General features: G+C 66.3%; 18 protein-coding genes and 6 tRNA genes. 7 read left to right on the top strand and 17 right to left on the bottom strand.

Annotated elements, in window-relative coordinates; genetic code table 11:
• Positions 1-32: 32 nt before the first annotated feature.
• From lon to VG566_RS03235, 11 genes are all read right to left on the bottom strand, one after another.
• A complete protein-coding gene (gene lon, locus VG566_RS03285; protein ID WP_014646100.1) occupies positions 33-2,480 on the bottom strand; it encodes an endopeptidase La in 2,448 nt (815 codons plus the stop codon).
• A 143-nt stretch (positions 2,481-2,623) separates the two neighbouring features.
• Complete coding sequence (gene clpX, locus VG566_RS03280; protein WP_014646099.1) at positions 2,624-3,913, bottom strand: ATP-dependent Clp protease ATP-binding subunit ClpX; 1,290 nt, start codon at positions 3,911-3,913, stop codon at positions 2,624-2,626.
• Positions 3,914-4,039: 126 nt separating this feature from the next.
• Positions 4,040-4,666: an ATP-dependent Clp endopeptidase proteolytic subunit ClpP gene (gene clpP / locus VG566_RS03275; protein ID WP_019659528.1), complete on the bottom strand. Its 627-nt coding sequence runs from the start codon at positions 4,664-4,666 to the stop codon at positions 4,040-4,042.
• A gap of 74 nt (positions 4,667-4,740) precedes the next feature.
• Entirely contained in the window at positions 4,741-6,036 is a 1,296-nt protein-coding gene (tig, locus tag VG566_RS03270; protein WP_032961818.1) for a trigger factor, read from the bottom strand.
• 189 nt (positions 6,037-6,225) lie between these two features.
• Positions 6,226-6,310 (bottom strand) — tRNA-Leu (locus VG566_RS03265).
• 139 nt (positions 6,311-6,449) lie between these two features.
• Positions 6,450-6,818 carry a hypothetical protein gene (locus VG566_RS03260; RefSeq protein ID WP_100449487.1) on the bottom strand — a complete coding sequence of 123 codons (369 nt, stop codon included), beginning with the start codon at positions 6,816-6,818 and terminating at the stop codon, positions 6,450-6,452.
• A gap of 220 nt (positions 6,819-7,038) precedes the next feature.
• Positions 7,039-7,114, bottom strand: a tRNA-Lys gene (locus VG566_RS03255).
• Positions 7,115-7,310: 196 nt separating this feature from the next.
• Positions 7,311-7,386 (bottom strand) — tRNA-Lys (locus VG566_RS03250).
• Positions 7,387-7,465: 79 nt separating this feature from the next.
• Positions 7,466-7,542 (bottom strand) — tRNA-His (locus VG566_RS03245).
• 174 nt (positions 7,543-7,716) lie between these two features.
• Positions 7,717-7,793, bottom strand: a tRNA-Arg gene (locus VG566_RS03240).
• A gap of 39 nt (positions 7,794-7,832) precedes the next feature.
• A tRNA-Pro gene (locus tag VG566_RS03235) sits at positions 7,833-7,909 on the bottom strand.
• 180 nt (positions 7,910-8,089) lie between these two features.
• On the opposite strand from VG566_RS03235, the gene VG566_RS03230 reads away from it, so the two are divergent.
• Both VG566_RS03230 and VG566_RS03225 read left to right on the top strand, forming a co-directional pair.
• Positions 8,090-8,848 carry a Bax inhibitor-1/YccA family protein gene (locus tag VG566_RS03230; protein ID WP_032961785.1) on the top strand — a complete coding sequence of 253 codons (759 nt, stop codon included), beginning with the start codon at positions 8,090-8,092 and terminating at the stop codon, positions 8,846-8,848.
• 89 nt (positions 8,849-8,937) lie between these two features.
• Complete coding sequence (locus VG566_RS03225) at positions 8,938-9,558, top strand: flavin reductase family protein (protein WP_014646094.1); 621 nt, start codon at positions 8,938-8,940, stop codon at positions 9,556-9,558.
• Between the two features lie 11 nt (positions 9,559-9,569).
• Here VG566_RS03225 and VG566_RS03220 read toward each other — a convergent pair whose 3' ends face one another.
• From VG566_RS03220 to grxC, 6 genes are all read right to left on the bottom strand, one after another.
• Positions 9,570-10,322, bottom strand: coding sequence for a sulfite exporter TauE/SafE family protein (locus VG566_RS03220; RefSeq protein ID WP_069118519.1), 753 nt, complete (start codon positions 10,320-10,322; stop codon positions 9,570-9,572).
• A gap of 25 nt (positions 10,323-10,347) precedes the next feature.
• Positions 10,348-11,256, bottom strand: coding sequence for a LysR family transcriptional regulator (locus VG566_RS03215; protein ID WP_032961780.1), 909 nt, complete (start codon positions 11,254-11,256; stop codon positions 10,348-10,350).
• A gap of 53 nt (positions 11,257-11,309) precedes the next feature.
• Positions 11,310-12,053 carry a cysteine hydrolase gene (locus VG566_RS03210; protein WP_241884063.1) on the bottom strand — a complete coding sequence of 248 codons (744 nt, stop codon included), beginning with the start codon at positions 12,051-12,053 and terminating at the stop codon, positions 11,310-11,312.
• Between the two features lie 248 nt (positions 12,054-12,301).
• On the bottom strand, positions 12,302-13,306 hold the full coding sequence (locus VG566_RS03205) for an isocitrate dehydrogenase (RefSeq protein ID WP_014036138.1): 1,005 nt from the start codon (positions 13,304-13,306) through the stop codon (positions 12,302-12,304).
• Between the two features lie 322 nt (positions 13,307-13,628).
• Positions 13,629-14,021, bottom strand: a complete 393-nt coding sequence (locus tag VG566_RS03200; RefSeq protein WP_004154542.1) for a carboxymuconolactone decarboxylase family protein — start codon at positions 14,019-14,021, stop codon at positions 13,629-13,631.
• On the bottom strand, positions 14,018-14,308 hold the full coding sequence (grxC, locus tag VG566_RS03195) for a glutaredoxin 3 (protein WP_004154541.1): 291 nt from the start codon (positions 14,306-14,308) through the stop codon (positions 14,018-14,020). The genes VG566_RS03200 and grxC overlap by 4 nt, the downstream gene beginning before the upstream one ends.
• An 88-nt stretch (positions 14,309-14,396) precedes the next feature.
• Here grxC and VG566_RS03190 point away from each other — a divergent pair, with 88 nt between their 5' ends.
• The 5 genes from VG566_RS03190 (at position 14,397) to ppx (ending at position 22,135) form a co-directional block, all read left to right on the top strand.
• Complete coding sequence (locus tag VG566_RS03190) at positions 14,397-16,097, top strand: M48 family metalloprotease (protein WP_169410554.1); 1,701 nt, start codon at positions 14,397-14,399, stop codon at positions 16,095-16,097.
• Between the two features lie 116 nt (positions 16,098-16,213).
• On the top strand, positions 16,214-16,903 hold the full coding sequence (gene phoB, locus VG566_RS03185; protein ID WP_005408258.1) for a phosphate regulon transcriptional regulator PhoB: 690 nt from the start codon (positions 16,214-16,216) through the stop codon (positions 16,901-16,903).
• A gap of 106 nt (positions 16,904-17,009) precedes the next feature.
• Positions 17,010-18,341, top strand: a complete 1,332-nt coding sequence (phoR, locus tag VG566_RS03180) for a phosphate regulon sensor histidine kinase PhoR (protein ID WP_005415460.1) — start codon at positions 17,010-17,012, stop codon at positions 18,339-18,341.
• A 4-nt stretch (positions 18,342-18,345) separates the two neighbouring features.
• Positions 18,346-20,433 (top strand): polyphosphate kinase 1, encoded by a 2,088-nt coding sequence (gene ppk1 / locus VG566_RS03175; RefSeq protein ID WP_032955925.1) that lies wholly within the window; start codon positions 18,346-18,348, stop codon positions 20,431-20,433.
• 175 nt (positions 20,434-20,608) lie between these two features.
• Positions 20,609-22,135, top strand: a complete 1,527-nt coding sequence (gene ppx / locus VG566_RS03170) for an exopolyphosphatase (protein WP_032955928.1) — start codon at positions 20,609-20,611, stop codon at positions 22,133-22,135.
• The last annotated feature ends 220 nt before the right edge of the window (positions 22,136-22,355 follow it).

Raw genomic sequence — 22,355 nt, 5'->3', positions numbered from 1 at the left:
GACGCGGGTTTCGGGCCATTGGACAGCGCGCGTCAATGCTTGACGCGCGCGTTTCCACTCGGTTTGGCCTTGCTGCGCACCGTGACACGTTGCGCACTCTTGCGCGCCTTCTTCGGTGCCAACGGACGCTCCAGCGCCAGGTCCAGGACTTCTTCGATGTACTTCACCGGCACGATCTCCAGATCGCGGGTGACGTTGGCCGGGATGTCGGCCAGGTCCTTGCGGTTCTCCTCGGGAATGATGACCGTGCGGATTCCGCCACGCAGTGCGGCCAGCAGCTTCTCCTTCAGTCCACCGATGGCCGTGACGCGACCACGCAGGGTGATCTCGCCGGTCATCGCCACGTCGGCACGCACCGGCACCTTGGTCAGCATCGATACCAGCGAGGTGACCATCGCCGCGCCGGCACTCGGGCCGTCCTTCGGCGTAGCGCCATCGGGCACATGCAGGTGCACGTCGTGCTTCTGCAGGAAGTCGCTGTCGATGCCGAAGCCGACGGCGCGCGAACGCACCACCGACAGCGCCGCTGAAGCCGATTCCTTCATCACGTTGCCGAGCTGGCCGGTCAGGATCAGCTGGCCCTTGCCCGGCACCAGCGTCGATTCGATCTGCAGCAGATCGCCACCCACCTCGGTCCAGGCCAGGCCGGTGACCAGGCCGATCTCGTTCTCTTCCTCGGCACGGCCGAAGTCGAAGCGACGCACGCCCAGGTACTTGTCCAGGTTCTTGCTGGACACGCTCACCAGCGCCTTCTTCTTCGCGCCCTTCTTCGCCTTCACCGGCTGCGGGCCGGCCAGCGCGATCTCCTTCACCACCTTGCGGCAGATCTTGGCGATCTCGCGTTCCAGGTTGCGCACGCCCGACTCGCGCGTGTAGTAGCGCACGATGTCCTGGATGGCGTCACTGCCGATCTCCAGCTCTTCCGGCTGCAGGCCGTTGGCCTTGACCTGCTTGGGCACCAGGTAACGGGTGGCGATGTTGAGCTTCTCATCCTCGGTGTAGCCGGGGATGCGGATCACTTCCATGCGGTCCAGCAGCGGGCCGGGAATGTTGAGCGAGTTCGAGGTGGCCACGAACATCACTTCAGACAGGTCCAGGTCCACTTCCAGGTAGTGGTCGTTGAACGCGTTGTTCTGCTCAGGGTCGAGCACTTCCAGCAACGCCGAGGACGGATCGCCGCGGAAGTCCATCGACATCTTGTCGATCTCGTCGAGCACGAACAGCGGGTTCTTGCTGCCGACCTTGTTGAGGTTCTGCACGATGCGGCCCGGCATCGAACCGACGTAGGTGCGACGGTGGCCACGGATCTCGGCCTCGTCACGCACGCCGCCCAGCGACATGCGCACGAACTTGCGGTTGGTGGCCTTGGCGATGGACTGTCCCAGCGAGGTCTTGCCCACGCCCGGCGGCCCGACCAGGCACAGGATCGGGCCCTTCATCTGCTTCACGCGCGACTGCACCGCCAGGTATTCAAGGATGCGTTCCTTGACCTTCTCCAGCCCGTAGTGATCGGCATCGAGGGTGTCCTGCGCCACCTTCAGGTCCTTGCGAACCTTGCTGCGCTTCTTCCACGGCACGCCCAGCAACCACTCCAGGTAGTTGCGCACGACCGCCGCTTCGGCCGACATCGGCGACATCTGCTTGAGCTTGTTCAGCTCGTTGCGCGCCTTGGCCTCAACGGCCTTCGGCATGCCGGCCTCGGCGATCTTGCGCGCCAGCTCTTCCAGCTCGCCAGGCGCATCGTCCAGGTCACCCAGTTCCTTCTGGATGGCCTTCATCTGTTCGTTGAGGTAGTACTCGCGCTGGCTCTTCTCCATCTGCGACTTCACGCGGCCGCGGATGCGCTTCTCCATCTGCTGGACGTCGATCTCGCCGTCGACCAGGCCGACCAGCATCTCCAGGCGATCACCGACGGCCAGCGTTTCCAGCAGGCGCTGCTTGTCGGCCAGGCGCACGCTGATGTGCGCGGCGATGGTGTCGGCCAGGCGCGCCGGCTCATCGATGCCCGACAGCGTCTGCAGCAGTTCCGGCGGCAGCTTGCGGTTGGTCTTCACGTACTGCTCGAACAGCGACATCAGCGAGCGGGCGATCGCCTCGACCTCGCGCGCTTCGCGCTCGTCGCTGGCGTCGATCTCCACGGCCTGGCCGTGCAGCGAGCCGTTGCGCTCGTCAACGTGGGTGACCTGCACGCGCGACAGGCCTTCGACCAGCACCTTGATGGTGCCGTCGGGCAGCTTCAGCAGCTGCAGCACCTGCGCCAGCGTACCGACCTGGTAGAGGTCGGCCGCATGCGGGTCGTCGGTTTCGGCCGACTTCTGCGCCAGCAGCAGGATGCGCTTGTCCGCCTCCATTGCCTGTTCGAGCGCGTGCATGGACTTGTCACGGCCGACGAACAGCGGAATGACCATGTGCGGGAACACCACTACGTCGCGCAGCGGCAGGACCGGCAGGTCGAGGGTTTCACTTGGGGAACGGGCCATGGGGGCTCCAGGGAAGGGGGAAAACCGCCTCCGGGAGGGCATCTTCCGGAGACAAAAAAAGCCGATGGCCCCGTTATGGGGCCATCGGCTTTCAGATGCAAGGCATTCCTTGAAAATCCTTTCCAATCAACAACCTGGAAGGATCACTCGGCGCCTGCGGCCTTCTGTTCAGGGACCGCCGGGGTCTGGTAGATCAGGTACGGCTCGGACTTGTGCTCGATCACCGATTCGTCCACCACCACCTTGCTGACGTTTTCCTGCGACGGCAGGTCGTACATGGTGTCCAGCAGGACCGATTCGACGATGGTGCGCAGGCCACGGGCACCGGTCTTGCGCTTGAGCGCCTTCCTGGCGATGGCCGACAACGCGTCCGGACGGAACTCCAGCTCGACGTTCTCCATCTCGAACAGCTTCTTGAACTGCTTGGTGATGGCGTTCTTCGGCTCGGTCAGGATCTTGATCAGGGCCGGCTCGTCCAGCTCCTCCAGGGTCGCCACCACCGGCAGGCGGCCGACGAACTCCGGAATCAGGCCGAACTTGATCAGGTCTTCCGGCTCGACTTCGGCCAGCACCTTGCCCACTTCCTGCTTGCGCTCGCTGCTCTTCACCTTGGCGCCGAAGCCGATGCTGCCGACGTCGGTGGAACGGGCCTGGATCACCTTGTCCAGCCCGGCGAACGCGCCGCCGCAGATGAACAGGATGTTCTTGGTGTCCACCTGCAGGAATTCCTGCTGCGGATGCTTGCGCCCGCCCTGCGGCGGAACGCTGGCCACGGTGCCTTCGATCAGCTTCAGCAGGGCCTGCTGCACGCCTTCGCCGGACACATCGCGGGTGATCGACGGGTTCTCGCTCTTGCGCGAGATCTTGTCGATTTCATCGATGTAGACGATGCCCTGCTGTGCCTTCTCGACGTCGTAGTCGCACTTCTGCAGCAGCTTCTGGATGATGTTCTCCACGTCCTCGCCCACGTAACCGGCTTCGGTCAGCGTGGTGGCGTCGGCCATGGTGAACGGCACGTTGAGCAGGCGGGCCAGGGTTTCGGCCAGCAGCGTCTTGCCCGAACCGGTCGGGCCGACCAGCAGGATGTTCGACTTCGCCAGTTCGACGTCGTCGTTCTTCTGCCGGCTCTCGATGCGCTTGTAGTGGTTGTACACGGCCACGGCCAGGGTGCGCTTGGCGCGGTTCTGGCCGATCACGTACTGGTCGAGGACCTCGAGGATCTCGCGCGGCTTGGGCAGCGAACTGCGCGCCGACTGCGCCTTTTCCTCAAGTTCCTCACGGATGATGTCGTTGCACAGCTCCACGCACTCATCGCAGATGAATACGCTCGGACCCGCAATCAGCTTGCGCACTTCATGCTGGCTCTTGCCGCAGAAAGAGCAGTAGAGGATCTTGCCGGTGTCCGTGGAACGACCTTGGCGGTCTTCGCTCATGCTTCGCTTACCCAGTTACCCCACCCGCTGAACGGGGGTTCGATTCGAGAATAGCACAGGGCCGAGGGGACACCAGTCCCGCCCGACCCTGCAGGAACGGGGCCTCCCTGGCCCCGTGAAGGCCGGTCAACCGGCCTGGATCGACTCATCCGGACGACGCTCCAGGACCTGGTCGACCAGACCGTAGGCCTGCGCCTCGAAGGCGCTCTTGAAGTTGTCGCGCTCGGTGTCGCGGGCGATCGTCTCCAGCGACTGGCCGGTGTGCTTGGCCAGGATCTCGTTCAGGCGCGAACGCAGGGTCAGGATCTCACGCGCGTGGATGTCGATGTCGGTGGCCTGGCCCTGGTAGCCGCCCAGCGGCTGGTGGATCATCACGCGCGAGTTCGGCAGCGCATAGCGCTTGCCGGCTTCGCCCGCGGCCAGCAGCAGGGCGCCCATCGAGGCGGCCTGGCCGATGCAGGTGGTGCTCACATTCGGCTTGATGTACTGCATGGTGTCGTAGATCGCCATGCCGGCGGTGACCACGCCACCCGGCGAGTTGATGTAGATGTTGATGTCCTTTTCCGGGTTCTCCGATTCCAGGAACAGCAACTGCGCCACCACCACGTTGGCCATGTGATCGTCGATCGGGCCCACGAGGAAGATCAGGCGCTCCTTCAACAGGCGCGAATAGATGTCGTAGGCACGCTCGCCGCGGCTGGTCTGCTCGACCACCATCGGAACCAGGTTCAGGGCTTTGGTTCGGTTGTCCATTACGTGAGGTACCTATCTTGGGGGGCAACAACCCCGCGCCGGCAAAGGCGCGGGGCATCCGGTGATCCGCCGGCTTACTGGCGGATCGCGTCCTGGAACGACAGCTTCTCTTCGGTGTGCTGGGCACGCTCGGCGATCCAGTCGATCACCTGCTCTTCCATCACACGGTTCTGCAGGCCAGACATCAGCTGGGGGTCGTTACGGTACATCTCAATGACCTGCTCCGGCTCTTCGTAGGTCGAGGCGATCAGACGCATCGTTTCGTTCAGGCGTTTGGCTTCCAGGCGCAGGTCGTTGATGCGGGCCACTTCACCGACCAGCAGGCCGACCAGCACGCGCTTGGCGGCGGCGTCCTTGAAGCCTTCGTGGGCATCGGCCGGGATCTCGCCGACGTTCTGGCCGTTGCGGCGCAGCTGCTCGACCTGCTGGGCCAGCATGGCGCGGGCTTCGTTCTCGACCAGGCGCGGCGGCATTTCCACCGACGAGTAGGCCGCGATCAGCTGCTCGCCCACTTCGCGGCGCAGGCGGTTCATCAGCGCGCCCTTCAGCTCACGCTCCAGGTTGGCGCGGATGTCGCTGCGGAACTGCTCGACGTCGCCCCCCTTCACGCCGAAGCTCTTGATGAAGGCTTCGTCGACCGCCGGCACGACCGGCTCGGACACTTCGGCAACCTTGACGGTGACCTGCACGGTCTTGCCGGCCAGCACCGGCACGCGCCAGTCAGCCGGGAACTCGACGTCCAGGGTCTTCTCTTCGCCCTTGGCCAGGCCGACCAGGCCCTTTTCGATGGTGTCGAACATCATGCCCTGGCCGAGCACGATCGAACCCTTCTCGGTGCCCTCGGCCGGCAGGCGCTCTTCGCCGGCCTGCGACCAGGTTTCCACCGCGACCAGGTCGCCGTCCTGCGCGCCACGGCTGACCGGGGCCCAGGTGCGACGCTGGTTCTGCAGGTTCTCGATCATCTGGTCGATGTCGGCGTCGGTGATCTCGGCGGTGTGGCGCACGACGGTCAGCTTGCTGACGTCGATGTCGCCGAAGTCCGGCACCACTTCCACGGTGGCCACGAAGGAGAACTCACCCTCGTCGCCCTTGTCGATGCGCGGGCTGCCGACGACGCGCAGGTCGTGCTCGCGCACGGCCGCGTCGAAGGTCTCGCGCAGCAGGCCGTCCAGCGCCTCGCCACGGACCTGCGCGCCGAAGCGCTGCTCGATCACCTTGGCCGGCACCTTGCCCGGACGGAACCCCTTGATGCGGGTGGTACGGGCGATTTCGCCCAGGCGGCCGGCGATGTGGCTCTGCAGACGCTCTTCCGGCAGCGAGAAGCTCAGGCGGCGTTCCAGGTTGCCGGTGGATTCGATCGAAGCTTGCATGTTGACTCCTGCCACCGGTGGCCCAGGCCCCCGGCTCGATGATTGGGATGAAACGGTTGTTAGGACACGACGTCTGGGACGCGCCTGCTTGCCGCAGCCCTTTAGTTTCGCCCAATTCGGCCTGCACTGCCAGCGCGTGCCGGTCAAGGGGGCGCCGATGGCCCGATCAGGGCGGGGACAGGCCGGCACTGGTGCGAAAGGGGGGACTCGAACCCCCACGCCTTGCGGCACTGGAACCTAAATCCAGGGCGTCTACCAATTCCGCCACTTTCGCGTGGCCGGCACAGGTGTTCATTGTCGCAGGCGGCGACTGGAATCGGAAGGCCTGCACAAAGCTGAATCCACTACGCTCCGCGCCATCGCTGCATCGCGGCCAGCCCGGCGGGTGCGCGACCCGCCGGGCTGGCCGCAGCCTACTGCTGCGGTACCGTGCGGGCCGGCGCCGCGCCTGAGCCCGGGTCGACGGCCGCATCCACCTTCCGGACCTCCACGCCCCCATCGTCGGTGCGACGCAGGGCCACCGACGCCGGCGCAGCCCTGCGCACATCCACCGAACCGTCCGCATTGCGCTGTACGTCCACCGCGCCGGGCAGGACCTCCCCCTCCGCGGGCCGGGCCGGCCGCAACTGCATGGCGTCGTCGATCTGGCGCGCCGGAATGCGCTCTGCGCCCGCATCACGCTCGACAGCCTGCGCAGGATCATTGCCCGGCGTGCAGGCCGCCAGTGCCATCAACGCGAAGGGAATCCACACCGTGCCGTGCAATCGAGTGATCTCAGCCATCAACATCTTCCTTCCTGCATGCGCCATCGGCGCGGAAGATCTATTGGGTGCGATGCAGGACGCCATGCGGTGAGAAGCAGTGCACAGCATTGAAAACACTGATGACGCGTATGCCCCTGATTTCAGCACTGCTTCAGTGGATCCACGCCATGCGTGGATGAAGCGCAACCCGGCGTGCGGGCAAGAAAAAAGCCACCTGGATGACCAAGTGGCTTTCGTCTGGTGGGCTGTCAAGGATTCGAACCTTGGACCTATTGATTAAGAGTCAACTGCTCTACCAACTGAGCTAACAGCCCGAAATCGGGGCGCGAATTATGACCCGATCCGCTCGGTGAGTGCAAGCACTTTCTTCAACATCGTTGAAACCAGCACTGCGATCCCAATGCGTTGCAGATCCACGCCAGGCGGGGCCCTGCAACGTGTGGCCCATTGAAATGAAAGGGTCACACCTATAAGAAAAAAGCCACCTGGCGTACCAGGTGGCTTCCGTCTTGGTGGGCCGTCAAGGATTCGAACCTTGGACCTATTGATTAAGAGTCAACTGCTCTACCAACTGAGCTAACGGCCCGTGAAACTCAGACGCACATTGTAGCGTGCTTTCTGTTTATTGCAATACCGTTTCGGCTGCGCCGATGCGGTTGAATCAGTGGGGTGGCTGAGGGGATTCGAACCCCCGACCACCGGAATCACAATCCGGTACTCTAACCAACTGAGCTACAGCCACCACTGAAACTTTCGCTCCACCGCCGATACCGCCAGCACTGGAACCTTGAAACCTTGCCTGGAGACTGTCACCGAAGTTCCGGTCCGCCGAAGCGAGTCCGATATTCTGGTGGAGTCTTTACGCTTTTGCAAGCACTTCTTCACATCCGCCGATGCGATCCCGCTGTCCCGCCAATGGCGCGCCCGACAGGAATCGAACCTGTAACCGCCGGCTTAGAAGGCCGGTGCTCTATCCAGTTGAGCTACGGGCGCCCGAACCGGAACGGTGTCCAATCCGACGTGACGTGGGATTGGTCGGGGTAGAGGGATTCGAACCCCCGACATCCTGCTCCCAAAGCAGGCGCGCTACCAGACTGCGCTATACCCCGGTCTTGCAATCCCCTCGGGTCAGGCCCGGGGAGTTGGTCATTGTCGCCAAGCGCGTTGGGAACTGTCAACGAAGGATGCGCAGTTCCGCGGCCTGCCACAACGCCGAAAGCAGTCATCGGCTATGCTCACGCCCATCGGCCGGATGGCCGTCCTGACCCTCATTCGCACGGAGAACACGCATGCGCAGCGGCAACCCGGCTCTTTCCGAGTCGACCTTCCTCGACCTCGCCAGCGGTTCGGTGGTGACCAGCCCCGACCAGGCAATGACCCTCAACGGCACCGTCAACAAGACCGGTTTCCTGCTGCTGTTGACCGTGCTGACGGCCGCTTTCGCCTGGAACCAGACCATCGACGACTACGGCCAGGTCATGGACGCGGCCAAGCTGTACGCCTTGGGCGGCGGCATCGGCGGCCTGGTGCTGGCGCTGATCACCATCTTCAAGAAGGAATGGTCGCCGGTCACCGCGCCGATGTACGCGCTGGTGGAAGGCGTGTTCCTCGGCGCCATCTCGGCCGTGTTCAACGCCAAGTTCCCGGGCATCGTGTTCCAGGCCGTGCTGCTGACCTTCGGCACCCTGTTTGCGCTGCTGTTCGCGTACCGCAGCGGCGTGATCAAGGCCACCGAGAACTTCAAGATGGGCGTGGTCGCCGCCACCGGCGGCATCGCCCTGCTCTACCTGGCCTCGTTCGTGCTGGGCTTCTTCAACATCAACGTGCCGGTGATCCACGACTCCAGCTGGCTGGGCATCGCCTTCAGCCTGTTCGTGGTGGTCGTGGCGGCGCTGAACCTGGTGCTGGACTTCGACTTCATCGAAACCGGCGTGGCCCAGCGCGCGCCGAAGTACATGGAGTGGTATGGCGCATTCGGCCTGATGGTGACCCTGGTCTGGCTGTATGTGGAGTTCCTGCGCCTGCTGTCGAAGATCCAGCAGCGCTGAGTCCAGCCACGCCGAGAAAGACAAGCCGCGATCCGCAAGGGTCGCGGCTTTTTTGTAGAGTCGAGCAAGCCCACACGTCCCCTGCCCCCATGCCCGACACCTTCCACAGCTACCGCCCGGCAGAGGGCCACCGTCTGCCGCATGACCCGTTCAACGCCATCATCGGCCCGCGCCCGATCGGCTGGATTTCCAGCCGCGACGCACAGGGCACGTTGAACCTGGCGCCCTACAGCTTCTTCAACGCCTTCAACTACACCCCGCCGATCATCGGCTTCTCCAGCCAGGGCCGCAAAGACTCGCTGCGCAACATCGAAGCCACCGGTGAATTCGTCTGGAACCTGGCCACCTTCGACCTGGCCGAGGCGATGAACGAAAGCTGCCGTGCGGTCGCGCCGGATGTCGACGAGTTCGTCCTTGCCGGCCTGACGCCACTGGCCTCAACGCAGGTCACACCGCCCCGCGTGGCACAGAGCCCGGTAAGCATGGAATGCCGCTGCACGCAGATCGTCCGCCTGCGCGATGCCGCCGGCCAGGACACCAACGGCTGGCTGGTGCTGGGCGAAGTGGTGACGGTGCATATCGATGAACGGCTGCTGGTCGATGGCATCTACGACACCGCTGCGGCGGCGCCGATCCTGCGCGGCGGCGGGCCTGCCGACTACTTCCGCATCGGCGCCGGACAGCGCTTCCGCATGTTCCGCCCGACCTGACGTTCAACCGGTTACGACCGCGCCAGCAGCGCCGGCATCGACGACGCCAGCAATGCGATGCCCGACGCGGTCAACAGGCTCAGTACGATCTGCCGGAAGCGCGCCTCGCTGATGCCGATGTAGACGCGCGCACCCAGCAGGGTCGGCACCAGCATCGCCGGCGCCACGATGGCGAAGTACGGCAGCATCTGCCGGCTCACCAGGCCGCTGCCGACATAGGTGGCCATGGTCACTGCCAGCATCGCCAGGTTGAAGTTCTGGATGACCGCGCGCTGCTCGTCCTTGCCGAAGCCACGCAGCGTGCTCCACAGCGTCGGCACCGGTCCGGCGAAACCGCCGATGCCGCTGAGCACCCCACCTGCCATGCCGGCGATCGCGTCACCGATACGACCACCCACGCGGATCGGCGGCAATGATCGCGCCATCAGCATCACCGGGCACCACAGCGCAAGGAAGCCGCCCAGCAGCGCCTTGAACCAGTCCATGTCCAGGTGTGGCAGTACCATCACGCCGAGCGGAATGCCCACCAGGCCGCCCAGCACGAACGGCAGCAGCAGGCGCAGGTTGAAGCCACGCCGCACGGTGAACACGGCCACCAGCTGACCGACCAGCGCGCCGAACACCGACAGCGCAGCGGCCAGTCGCGGCTCCAGCCCCCATGCCCAGAACGACATCGCTACCATCCCGAAGGCGAAACCGGACAGGCCCTGTACGAATCCGGCGACGATCGCGCCAAGCGCGACCAGCAGATACACCGACTCCATCATCACCCCGGCTGCAACCGCGCGACTACCCTGCCGCGCTCACCTGTGCAGCGTAGTGCGCCGCGAGATGCTCGACCAGCGCACGCACCTTGGGCGCCAGTGCACGTGCATGCGGGTACAGCGCGAAGTAGCGTCGCTGGCCCGCATGCCAGGCCGGCAGCACGCGGATCAAACGACCGGCGCGCAGATCCTCCTGCACGGTGAAGGCGGTGAACAGGCTGATGCCCATGCCGGCCAGCGCGGCGGCGTACAGTGCGGGCGTGGCATCCACGCGCAGGCGCTGCCCGGCTTCGATGCTCGCGGTTGCGCCGCGCGGCCCCTGCAACTGCCAGGGCGGCATTGCTGGCGTGGGACTGAAACCCAGCAGCGTGTGATGAGCCAGGTCCGCTGCCTGCCGCGGCAGTCCGTGGTGTGCCAGGTAGGCCGGTGCGGCGACCAGGATGCGCGGGCAGCTGGCCAGCTCGCGCGCGACAAGCTGGCTGTCCGGCAGTGAAGCCGCGATGCGCAGGGCCAGGTCGAAACCACCACCGACCACATCGACCAGCTGGTCATCGGCCGACAGGTCCAGCGTGACCTGGGGGTAACGCTGCAGGAATGACGGCAGCCAGTGCGGCAGCTCCTGGCTGGCCACCACCTGCGGCACGCTGATCCTCACGCTTCCACTGGGCTGCGCCTGCCCGGCACGGGCACGGTCGTCGGCTTCCTGCAGGCGGTCCAGCAGCGTTGCCGCCTCACGGTAGTAGTCGCGCCCGGCCTCGGTCAACGACAGCCGGCGGCTGTTGCGATCGAGCAGGCGCACCTGCAGGTGTTCTTCCAGCTGCCGCAGTTGCCGCGACATCGCCGAGTGGGTGGTACCGAGGCGCTCGGCTGCCGCGGTGAAGCTGCCCGCATCGACGATGGCGCGCAGTGCACGCAGGGCAGCGAAGTGATCCATCGGCGGGCAGCTCCACGTGGCGGAGCCCGCGGCATGCGGGCCCCGCCAGCTTATCAAGCGCCGTCGCCGGCCTTGCGCACCGGCAGTGCCAGGATCGCGTCAGTCGTCATGACATCGCCGAAGGCGTCCTCGATCTGGGCCAGAGCGGCTTCATGCAGCGTGCGATGGCCGATGCGCCGGCCGCCAGCCAGGTCCAGGTCACGGCTGGCGCTGGCATCGGACGAGACGATCACCCGGTAACCACGGGGCGCGGCCGCCGCGTCGCGCGCGGCACCAGCCACGCAGGCATGGGTCTGCAGGCCGGTGACGATCAGGGTGTCGATGCCGGCGTTCTTCAGCAGCGGGTCGAGCACGGTGGAGGACGCGCCGGCGAACACGCTGACATTGTCCTTCTGCACCACGGTCTCGCCCTGGCGCGGCTGCAGGTCGCGATGGAAGGCAGCATTGACGCTGCCCTGTGCGAACAGCGGCGCACCCGCCGGCAGCACGTGCTGCACATGGATCACGCGGATGCCATGGGCATCGGCGAATTCGACCACCCGCTTCGCCTGCCGCAGCGCGGCCACGCCATCGGGAATGACCATGCGGCCACCGGCAAAGCCCGGTGCGGCCGTGGCATCGAAGTACTCATTCTGGAAGTCGATGACCAGCACGGCGGTCTTTGCCGCATCCAGCGAGGTCGCGACCAGCGCGCCAGCCATGTGGCGGATGGTGGGATGGGCCGGCTCGGCGGCGGCGACCGGGGCGGTGGTGGCCATGCCGATCAGGCTGGCCAGGCCGAAGGCAGTGAGGTTCATGTTCGAGCTCCAGTGCGTTGGGAAGTGGGCACAGGATGCGGAGCGCATGACGCACGAACCAGCCGCGTAGCGGCACATGATCTGTGCAATATACGCACAGACAATTCCCCTGTAGAGCCACCCCATGGGTGGCTGCGGACCAAGGCCCCGTCATTCCACGCACGGCGTGGATCTACCGGGCCGGCCCACAACGCAACGGGGCGCCCGAAGGCGCCCCGCTGTGGATCCAACCGAGGTCGGCCGGCCGCTTACAGGCGGCTGGCGATGGCCTGGGCAAAGCTCATGGTGGTGCCGGTGCCGCCCAGGTCGCCGGTCAGCGAATCCTTGGCTTCCATGGTCGCCACGATGGCCTTGCGCAGGCGCTCGGCGTTTTCCGGCTGGCCGACATGGTCCAGCATCTGCGCGGCTGCCAGCAGCAGCGCGCACGGATTGGCCTTGCCCTGGCCGGCGATGTCCGGCGCGGTGCCGTGCACGGCTTCGAAGATCGCCGCGTCCTTGCCGATGTTGGCACCCGGGGCCAGGCCCAGGCCGCCGACGAGACCGGCGCACAGGTCGGAGATGATGTCGCCGAACAGGTTGGTGGTGACGATCACATCGAACTGTTCCGGACGCATCACCAGCTGCATGCAGCAGTTGTCGACGATCATTTCCTGGAACTCGATCTCCGGGTACTGTGCGGCGACTTCACGGGCGACGTTCAGGAACAGGCCCGAGGTCGACTTGATGATGTTGGCCTTGTGCACGGCAGTGACCTTCTTGCGGCCAGTGCTCTTGGCCAGCTCGAAGGCGTAGCGCACGATGCGCTCGGAGCCCTTGCGGGTGATGCGGGTGCCGGAGAAGGCGGTTTCGCCGTCGGCCGACACTTCCTGGCCTTCGGCCAGGTAGGCACCTTCGGTGTTCTCACGGACGGTGATCAGGTCGACGTTGTCGAAACGCGACTTGGTGTTCGGGAAGGTGTGGGCCGGACGCACGTTGGCGTACAGGTCGAAGTGGCGGCGCAGGCTGACGTTGATCGAGGTGAAGCCACCACCGACCGGGGTGGTCAGCGGGCTCTTCAGCGCGACTTTGTTGCGCGCGATCGATTCCAGGGTCACTGCCGGCATCAGGTCGCCGTGCTTTTCCAGGGCCACCAGGCCGGCGTCGGCGTCTTCGTACTCCAGGCCAGTCTTGAGCTGGTCGAGCACGAACAGGGTGGCGTCCATGATTTCCGGGCCAATGCCGTCGCCGCGGATGACCGTAATTTTCTGCGTCATTGATCGATGTTCCGAACAGGGGGAAAAACGCCGTCCGGACGTGCCCGGAAACGCCGGCGCAAAGGAAGTTTCACCGGCAATTATGCCTGAGCCGGGGCCGAGGTCCCAAATAGACCATGGTCCCAGTGCCCGGCCCAGGCAGAATTGCCCGCGCATTCCGCCTTATCCCCGCGCCTGTCGGCGCGCCCCCTTGAACAACAAGGGGGCTCCTGGGCTGTTGGATCGTGGGAAGGCCCCTCGCGGGTGCGGTAGTGCCGGCCGCTGGCCGGCAACCCCGGCCATGCCGGATTCAGGGAATACCGGCCAGCGGCCGGCACGCCCCTCAGTGCTCGTGCGCTGCCGGGGCGGCGGCGCCACCTTCAAGCTGGTCGAGGAAGTCGACCGCGCGGCGCAGGTGCGGGATCACGATCGATCCGCCCACCACCAGGCCGACCGAGAAGGTCTCGAAGAACTCCTCGCGGGTCACGCCGGCGTCCTTGCACTGGGCCACGTGATAGCTGATGCAGTCGTCGCAGCGCAGCACCATCGAGGCCACCAGGCCCAGCAGCTCCTTGGTCTTCACGTCCAGCGCGCCGGCCTGGTAGGTCTGCGTGTCCAGCGCGAAGAAGCGGCGCACCACCTGGTTCGGCTCACCCAGGATCCGCTCGTTCATGCGCTTGCGGAACTCGGTGAACTCGGCGATGCGGTCCTTGCTGCCGTCGTCGGCCGCGCTCATGCCTGGCCCTGCCCGGCCAGCAGCGGCTCGAGCTTGCCTTCACGGTGCAGGGCCATCATGTCGTCGTAGCCGCCGACATGGACGTCGCCGACGAAGATCTGCGGCACGCTGGTGCGGCGGGTCAGCGCCATCATCTTCTCGCGCTCGGCCGGGTCCAGGTCGATGCGGACCTCGGTCCACTGCTGGCCCTTGCTCTTCAGGAAGTTCTTGGCGGCCACGCAGTACGGGCAGACGGCGGTGGAATAGATGGTGATGGCGGGGGCACCGCCGGCGGTCTGGGCTGTCACGGGAAACTCCACGATGGATCGACGGTCTACATATGGTACCGGTGCGCTGGAATTTCCACGCCACGGCCGCAACACTGTGGATTAACGAATGGTTGCCCCCCGCCCTGCCACGCTTGGCGCGCCCCGCCCGAGGAACTCCTGCTTGCGAGCCCTGCTGCTGACTACCGCCGTCACCCTGGCCCTGGCCATGCCGCTGGCCCAGGCCCAGGAGAAGCTGCCCGACATCGGCTCCTCGGCCGGCGAGCTGCTGACCCCGGCCCGCCAGGCCGAGTACGGCGCGATGATGCTGCGCGAGCTGCGCAACTACGGCTACCTGCTGGAAGATCCGCTGGTCAACGACTGGCTGCAGACCATGGGCACCCGGCTCGGCTCCAACAGTGACCAGCCGCGGCAGCCGTACACCTTCTTCGTGATGAACGACCGCCAGATCAACGCGTTCGCCACGCTGGGCGGCTACATCGGGGTCAATGCCGGCCTGGTGCTGACCGCCGAGCGCGAGGACGAGGTCGCTGCGGTGCTGTCCCACGAAATCGCCCACGTCACCCAGCAGCATGTGCTGCGCGGCGTCGAGCGCGCCCAGCGTGACCAGATCCCGATCCTGCTGGGCATGCTGGCAGCGGTGGTGGCCGCCCAGGCCAGCAACAGCACGTCGTCCGGCAACGCGACGATGGCCGCGATCAGCTCGGGCATGGGCTTGATGCAGCAACGGCAGATCAACTACACCCGCTCCAACGAGTCCGAGGCCGACCGCCTGGGCATCCGCACCCTGTCGCGCAGCGGCTACGACGTGGATGCCATGGCCGGCTTCTTCGAACGGATGTCGGCGGCCATGCGTGGCAACGAAGGGGGCTACAGCGTGCCCGAGTTCCTGCGCACCCACCCGGTCAACATCACCCGCATCAGCGAAGCCAAGGCCCGCGCCGAGCAGATGAAGAAGGATACAGTGCTGCTGACCACCAGCACCCCCACCGGCGAGCGCAAGGAGCGGGTGGACCCGGCCGATCCCAGCCTGGGCGAGCCGCTGCTGCGCGGCAACAACCCGCTGCTGCCCAGCAGTGTGCTGCGCCTCCCGATCGGCCAGCTCAACCGTGGCGCCAGCGGCGACTTCGACTGGGCACGTGAGCGCCTGCGCGTGCTCAGCGCGGATTCCACCCCCGAGCTGGAACGCGAGTATGCCGACCTGGCCAAGCGGCAGAAGGACGGTCTCAACGATGCGCAGCGCTATGGCCAGGCGCTGGCGGTCATGCGCGGTGGCCGTGCCGGCGCCGGCCAGGCCCGGCAGACCCTGGCCGGCCTGCTCCAGACCCATCCCGGCAACCTGTGGCTGGCGCTGGGCCTGGGCGAAGCGGAATCGCGGGCAGGCCAGGCGGCCCAGGCCAACAGCCGCTTCGAGCAGCTGCTTCGCGAACACCCCAACAGCCGCCCGGTGGCGCTGACCTATGCCGAGATCCTGAACGAACAGGGCAACCGCGAGGCCGGCCAGCGCGCGCAGGCGATGCTGCGCCCCCTGTTGTCGCAAAGCGGTAACGATCCGGTCTTCCAGCAGCGCTTTGCCCGCGCCAGCGAGCTGGCCGGCGACAGCGTGCGTGCCAGCGAGGCCTATGCCGAGGCCGCCTTCCTCAGCGGTCGGCCGGAACAGGCGCTGCTGCAGCTGCAGGCGCTCAAGCGCAACCCGGCGCTGGATTACATTGGCCGCGCGCGGGTCGATGCCCGCATCGAAGCGATCACCCCGACCGTGCTGGAGCTGCGCCGCCAGGGCGTGCAGGACCCGGACCTGGACCGGCGCTGAGCGCTGCATGACCGGCCGATGGCAATCCAGGCCGGTTCCGGCCGGGCAGTCACAAACATGTCATCAAACCGTAGTCTACTGGCACCACTCCAGTAACCGAGCCCTACGGTGTCCTCGTGCAGAAACGCATCCTGATCGTCGATGACGAGCCCGCGATCCGTGAAATGGTCGCCTTCGCCCTTCGCAAGGGCGATTACGAACCGGTCCACGCCGGCGATGCCCGGGAGGCCCAGACCGCGATCGCCGACCGCGTTCCGGACCTGATCCTGCTGGACTGGATGCTGCCCGGCACCAGCGGCCTGGACCTGGCCCGTCGCTGGCGCAAGGAAACGCTGACCCGCGAAGTGCCGATCATCATGCTGACCGCCCGCGGCGAAGAGAACGACCGCGTCGGTGGCCTGGAAGCCGGCGTCGACGACTACGTGGTCAAGCCGTTCTCGGCGCGCGAACTGCTGGCGCGCATCCGTGCGGTCATGCGCCGTGCCCGCGAGGACGACGAGGACGGCAGCGTGGCAGTCGGCCCGATCCGCATCGACGGCGCCGCCCATCGCGTGTTCGCCAACGACCAGCCGGTGCCGATCGGCCCGACCGAATACCGCCTGCTGCACTTCTTCATGACCCATCCGGAGCGCGTCTACACCCGCGCGCAGCTGCTGGACCATGTATGGGGTGGCAGCGTGTACGTGGAGGAGCGCACCATCGACGTGCATATCCGCCGCCTGCGCAAGACGCTGGAACCGTTCAACGCCGAGAACATGGTGCAGACCGTGCGCGGCGCCGGCTACCGGTTCTCCACTGCCACCTGAGTCTCGTCGTGCCGGCACCGCGCACCTGCGGGTGCCGGTGCCGGCAACTCTGCTATAACCCTTGGTTCACTCCAGTGAACCGCCGCACCTCAACGACGAGACCGCAATGCCCCGCCACATCCGCTCTGCCTGGTTGAAGACCCTGGCCACCGTTGCCGCGGTACTGCTGTTCGCCGGACTGGTGGGGTGGTTCACGGGCCATCTGTGGTTGTGCATCGCGCTGGGCGCGCTGGCCACCCTGGCCTGGCATTACTGGCGCCTGCGCAGCGTGCTGCGCCGCCTGACCGCACGCCAGCGCTGGGACACCGCCGAAGAAGGCACCGGCGTCTGGAACGAACTGGACCGCCTGCTGTATCGCAACCAGGTGGAAATGCGCGTGCGCAAGCGCCGCCTGCTGGACATGCTGCGCAGCTACCGCGCCGCCGCCGCCGCATTGCCCGACGCGGTGGTGGTGCTGGACCGCAACAGCCAGCGCGTGCAGTGGTTCAACGAAGCGGCCACCGCCCTGCTCGGCCTGCACCATCCCGGCGACCTTGGCGAGGCCCTGGTCGAACGCCTGCAGCCGATGCCGCTGGCCCACTGGCTGGCCGGTGGCCGCAATGCCGAACCGATCCTGGACGTGCCCTCGCCGGTCGATCCGGCGATCCGCCTGAACCTGCGCCTGATTCCCTATTCGTCGGATTACTGGCTGCTGATCGCCCGCGACGTCAGCAAGCTGCTGCGCCTGGAACAGGTACGCCGCGACTTCGTGGCCAATGTTTCACACGAGCTGCGCACGCCGCTCACCGTGGTCCACGGCTACCTGGACATGATGGATCCGGAGGACTTCCCCGGCACCGGCCCGATGCTGGAAGAAATGCGCAAGCAGAGCCAGCGCATGGCCCAGCTGGTGGAAGACCTGCTGACCCTGTCGCGGCTGGAATCGCAGGAGCACAGCGAGGAAGAGACCGTGGCCATGCAGCCGATGCTGGCGACCCTGCGCCGCGAGGCCGAGGCGCACAGCCAGGGCCGCCACCAGATCAGCATCGATGATCTGGCCGGTGTCGACCTGCAGGGTTCGACCAAGGAACTGCACAGCGCCTTCTCCAACCTGGTCACCAACGCGGTGCGCTATACCCCGGCCGGGGGCCGCATTGCGGTGGAGTTCCGCCGCGAAGGCGACGGCGCCGTGCTGGCGGTGCGCGATTCCGGCTACGGCATTCCCGCCACCCACCTGCCGCGCCTGACCGAACGTTTCTACCGTGTGTCCAGCAGCCGCTCGCGCGAGAGCGGCGGCACCGGGCTGGGCCTGTCCATCGTCAAGCACATCCTCGGCCTGCACCACGCACGGCTGGAGATTGAAAGCGAAGTCGGCAAGGGCTCGGTGTTCTCCTGCCATTTCGATGCCGACCACGTGCGCCCGCGCGAGTCCGCCCCCCTGACCTCCATCGAAGAATGACGCCATGAGCAGCCTCGGATCCCTCCCCCTCCCCGTGAGCCCGGACAACGATCCGTTGCGCGACCCGTCGCTGTACATCAACCGCGAGCTGTCGCAGCTGGATTTCAACTTCCGCGTGCTGGCGCAGGCCATGGACCCGCAGGTGCCGCTGCTGGAGCGCCTGCGCTTCATGTGCATCTCCTGCACCAACCTCGACGAGTTCTTCGAGATCCGTGCCGCCGCCGTGCGCCACGCGCAGGAATTCGGCCTGCCGCCGGCGCCGGACGGCATGAGCCCGCAGGCCATCCTCAACGCCATCCATGACCGCGCTGCGGAGCTGGTGGACCAGCAGTACCGCTGCTGGAACGAGACGCTGCGCCCGGCGCTGATGGAGGCCGGCATCGGCGTGCTCGGTCGCCATTCCTGGACCGACCGCCAGAGGCGCTGGCTGCGCGCCTACTTCCGCAACGAGATCATGCCGGTGCTGTCGCCGCTGGGCCTGGACCCGGTGCACCCGTTCCCGAAGATCCTCAACAAGTCGCTGAACATCGTGGTGGTGCTGAAGGGCACCGATGCGTTCGGCCGCGCCGGCCACCTGGCGATCGTGCGTGCGCCGCGCTCGCTGCCGCGCATCATCCAGCTGCCGGAGAAGCTCGGCGGATCGCAGAACTTCGTGTTCCTGTCCTCGGTGCTGTCGACCTTCGTCGATGAGCTGTTCCCGGGCATGGAAGTCCAGGGTGCCTACCAGTTCCGTGTCACCCGCAACTCCGAGCTGGTGGTGGACGAGGAGGAAGTCGAGAACCTGGCGCTGGCGCTGCGCGACGAACTGGTCGACCGCGGCTACCGGCCGGCGGTGCGCCTGGAGATCGCCCACGACATGCCGCGCGAGATCGTGCGCACGCTGCTGCAGAATTTCGGCCTGACCGAGAACGCGGTGTACCGCATCGACGGCCCGGTCAACCTCAACCGCATCATCCAGCTGTACGACCTGATCGCGCAGCCAGACCTGAAGTACCCGCCGATGACCCCGCGCACGCTGCGCGACAGCGACGGCATCTTCGAGACCACGGCGCGCCAGGACCTGCTGCTGCACCACCCGTTCGATGCCTTCACCGCGGTGCTGGACCTGATCCGGCAGGCGGCGATCGATCCCAACGTGCTGGCGATCAAGCAGACGCTGTACCGCACCGGCAAGGATTCGCTGATCGTCGACGCACTGATCCAGGCCGCGCGCAACGGCAAGGACGTGACTGTAGTGGTCGAACTGCGTGCGCGCTTCGACGAAGAGGCCAACCTGGGCCTGGCCGATCGCCTGCAGGAGGCCGGGGTGCAGGTGGTGTACGGCGTGGTCGGCTACAAGACCCACGCCAAGATGCTGCTGATCGTGCGCCGCGAAGGCCGCAAGCTGCGCCGCTACGTGCACCTGGGCACCGGCAACTACCACAGCGGCACTGCCCGCGCGTACACCGACATCAGCCTGATCACCGCCGATCCGGACATCGGCAATGACGTGCACCTGTTGTTCCAGCAGCTGTCCGGGCTGGCCTCGAAGATGAAGCTCAAGCGCCTGCTGCAGTCGCCCTTCACCCTGCACACCGGCATCCTCGGCCGTATCGAGCGCGAGACGCGCATCGCCGCCGCCGGCCGCCCAGCGCGGATCATCGCCAAGATGAACGCGTTGAACGAACCGCAGGTGGTGCGCGCGCTGTACGCCGCGTCGCAGGCCGGCGTGCAGATCGACCTGATCATCCGTGGCGCCTGCACCCTGCGTCCGGGCGTTCCGGGTGTCTCGGACAACATCCGCGTGCGCTCGATCGTCGGCCGCTTCCTGGAGCACAGCCGCGTCTACTGGTTCGGCAACGACGGCGCGCCGGAGATGTACTGCGCCAGCGCCGACTGGCTGGAACGCAACCTGCTGCGCCGGGTCGAGACCTGCTTCCCGATCCTCGATCCGGAACTGGCCAAGCGGGTGTACCGCGAGGTCCTGCAGAACTACCTGGACGACAACCTCAACGCCTGGGAACTGGACGCCGACGGCGTCTACCACAAGCGTGCGCCGGCGCACGACGAAGCCCCGCATTCTGCGCAGATGGCATTGATGCAGGGGCTGTAGTCCTGCCCCGGTGGATCCCGACCGCTGGTCGGGATTCGATCAGCGGTCGCCCGGGGTCAGATCCCTTTCCTGCGGGAAAGGGATCTGACCCCTTGCAATCCTGCTGCACGCCTCCTTCCAGAATGTGAAGGCCGCGCGGTGACGAGCACACCGCCGCTTCGGCTAACATTCGCCCATGCCGCATACCTCCACGACTCCGCCCGCATTGCAGGATGGCGACCTGCTGGCCGCCATCGACCTTGGCTCCAACAGTTTCCACATGGTCATCGCGCGCTACACGCTCGGCCAGCTGCGGGTGATCGACCGCCTGCGCGAGACGGTGCGCATGGCCGACGGGCTGGATGGCAAAGGCGGACTGTCTTCCGCCGCACGGCAGCGCGCGCTGGAATGCCTGGCCCGTTTCGGCCAGCGCATCCGCAATGTGCCGCCGCATCGGGTGCGCGCGCTGGCCACCAACACGGTGCGCCAGCTGCGTTCTCCCCAGTCGTTCCTGGTCCCGGCCGAAACTGCACTGGGACACGCCATCGAAGTGGTCAGCGGCCGCGAAGAAGCCCGCCTGATCTACCTGGGCGTGGCCCACGCGCAACCCCCCAAGCCCGGCCAGCGCCGGCTGGTGATCGACATCGGTGGCGGCTCCACTGAATTCATCATCGGCATGGGCATGCAGACCCTGGAGCGCGAAAGCCTGCAGGCCGGTTGCATCGCCAGCACCCGGCGCTTCTTCCCCGGCGGCAAGCTCAGCAAGAAGCGCTGGAAGGACGCGCTGGCCGAGATCGGCCGCGAGTTCCAGCCCTTCGCCAGCAAGTACCGCGCGCTGGGCTGGCAGGAGGCGCTGGGTTCTTCGGGCACGCACAAGGCGATCAGCGAGATCTGCGCGACGATGAAGCTGAGCAAGGGTGCGATCACCGCCGAGGCCCTGCCGCAACTGCGCGATGAGCTGCTGAAGGCCAAGAAGATCGACGACATCCAGTTGCCGGGCCTGTCCAGCGACCGCCGCCCGATCATCGCCGGCGGCATCCTGGTGCTGGAAGCGGCGTTCCAGGCACTTGGCCTGCAGAAGCTGCTGGTCAGCAAGGCCGCGATGCGCGAGGGCATCCTCTACGACATCGTCGGCCGTGCCGGCGAGAACGACCTGCGCGATGAATCGGTGGCCGCGCTCAGCCAGCGCTACGGTATCGATACGGTACAGGCCGACCGCGTGCAGGACACCGCTCTGTCACTGCTGGAGCAGGTGCAGGAACGCTGGAAGCTCGATGCCGATGATGCGCGCATGCTCGGCTGGGCCGCACGCCTGCACGAACTGGGCCTGATGATTGCCCACAGCGGCTACCACGTGCATGGCAGCTACGTGCTGGAGCACTCGGACATCGCCGGCTTCTCCCGCCAGGAACAGCAGATGCTGGCCGCGCTGGTGCGCAGCCATCGCCGCAGCGTGACCAAGACCGCCTTCGACGCCCTGCCCGAGCGACTGCTGCTGACCGCGCGCCGGTTGGCGGCCCTGCTGCGGCTGGCGGTGCTGCTCAACCGCGCGCATGAGGACGACCCGCTGCCGGCGCTGGAGCTGACCGCCGACGACAACCGGCTGTCGCTGATCGTGCCGCAGGCATTCATCGATGCCCGTCCGCTGCTGCGCGCCGACCTGATCGGCGAGACCGACGGGATCGCCGGGCTGGGCATCCAGTTCCGTCCGTTCGTAGCCTGAATACGCCGTCGCCTGTTGTCCACAGGACAGCAGGAGTGACGCACTTCGCACCCCCACTTTGCGCAGTCTGGCGGTTTTTTGTGCTGCTTCGCAACACAGCGGCGGGGTACGGGGCGTCCCGACCATCACGTAAGCGCCTGCTTTTGTTCACGTTTTGTGAAGGGTGAGGGTGTCCCGTGACATAAATCGATACGAACTCTTTACAGAGCATTAACTAACG

The sequence above is a fragment of the Stenotrophomonas sp. CASM114 genome, assembly GCF_049384325.1.
Taxonomy (GTDB): Bacteria; Pseudomonadota; Gammaproteobacteria; order Xanthomonadales; family Xanthomonadaceae; genus Stenotrophomonas; species Stenotrophomonas muris.
Note: the sequence above shows the minus strand (reverse complement) of the source record. Positions and strands in the feature narration are given on the sequence as shown.

Coding starts and splice junctions, on each gene's coding strand:
- lon (WP_014646100.1), bottom strand. CDS start 2,480: ATGGCCCGTTCCCCAAGTGAAACCCTCGACCTGCCGGTCCTGCCGCTG.
- clpX (WP_014646099.1), bottom strand. CDS start 3,913: ATGAGCGAAGACCGCCAAGGTCGTTCCACGGACACCGGCAAGATCCTC.
- clpP (WP_019659528.1), bottom strand. CDS start 4,666: ATGGACAACCGAACCAAAGCCCTGAACCTGGTTCCGATGGTGGTCGAG.
- tig (WP_032961818.1), bottom strand. CDS start 6,036: ATGCAAGCTTCGATCGAATCCACCGGCAACCTGGAACGCCGCCTGAGC.
- VG566_RS03260 (WP_100449487.1), bottom strand. CDS start 6,818: ATGGCTGAGATCACTCGATTGCACGGCACGGTGTGGATTCCCTTCGCG.
- VG566_RS03230 (WP_032961785.1), top strand. CDS start 8,090: ATGCGCAGCGGCAACCCGGCTCTTTCCGAGTCGACCTTCCTCGACCTC.
- VG566_RS03225 (WP_014646094.1), top strand. CDS start 8,938: ATGCCCGACACCTTCCACAGCTACCGCCCGGCAGAGGGCCACCGTCTG.
- VG566_RS03220 (WP_069118519.1), bottom strand. CDS start 10,322: ATGGAGTCGGTGTATCTGCTGGTCGCGCTTGGCGCGATCGTCGCCGGA.
- VG566_RS03215 (WP_032961780.1), bottom strand. CDS start 11,256: ATGGATCACTTCGCTGCCCTGCGTGCACTGCGCGCCATCGTCGATGCG.
- VG566_RS03210 (WP_241884063.1), bottom strand. CDS start 12,053: ATGAACCTCACTGCCTTCGGCCTGGCCAGCCTGATCGGCATGGCCACC.
- VG566_RS03205 (WP_014036138.1), bottom strand. CDS start 13,306: ATGACGCAGAAAATTACGGTCATCCGCGGCGACGGCATTGGCCCGGAA.
- VG566_RS03200 (WP_004154542.1), bottom strand. CDS start 14,021: ATGAGCGCGGCCGACGACGGCAGCAAGGACCGCATCGCCGAGTTCACC.
- VG566_RS03190 (WP_169410554.1), top strand. CDS start 14,397: ATGGTTGCCCCCCGCCCTGCCACGCTTGGCGCGCCCCGCCCGAGGAAC.
- phoR (WP_005415460.1), top strand. CDS start 17,010: ATGCCCCGCCACATCCGCTCTGCCTGGTTGAAGACCCTGGCCACCGTT.
- ppk1 (WP_032955925.1), top strand. CDS start 18,346: ATGAGCAGCCTCGGATCCCTCCCCCTCCCCGTGAGCCCGGACAACGAT.
- ppx (WP_032955928.1), top strand. CDS start 20,609: ATGCCGCATACCTCCACGACTCCGCCCGCATTGCAGGATGGCGACCTG.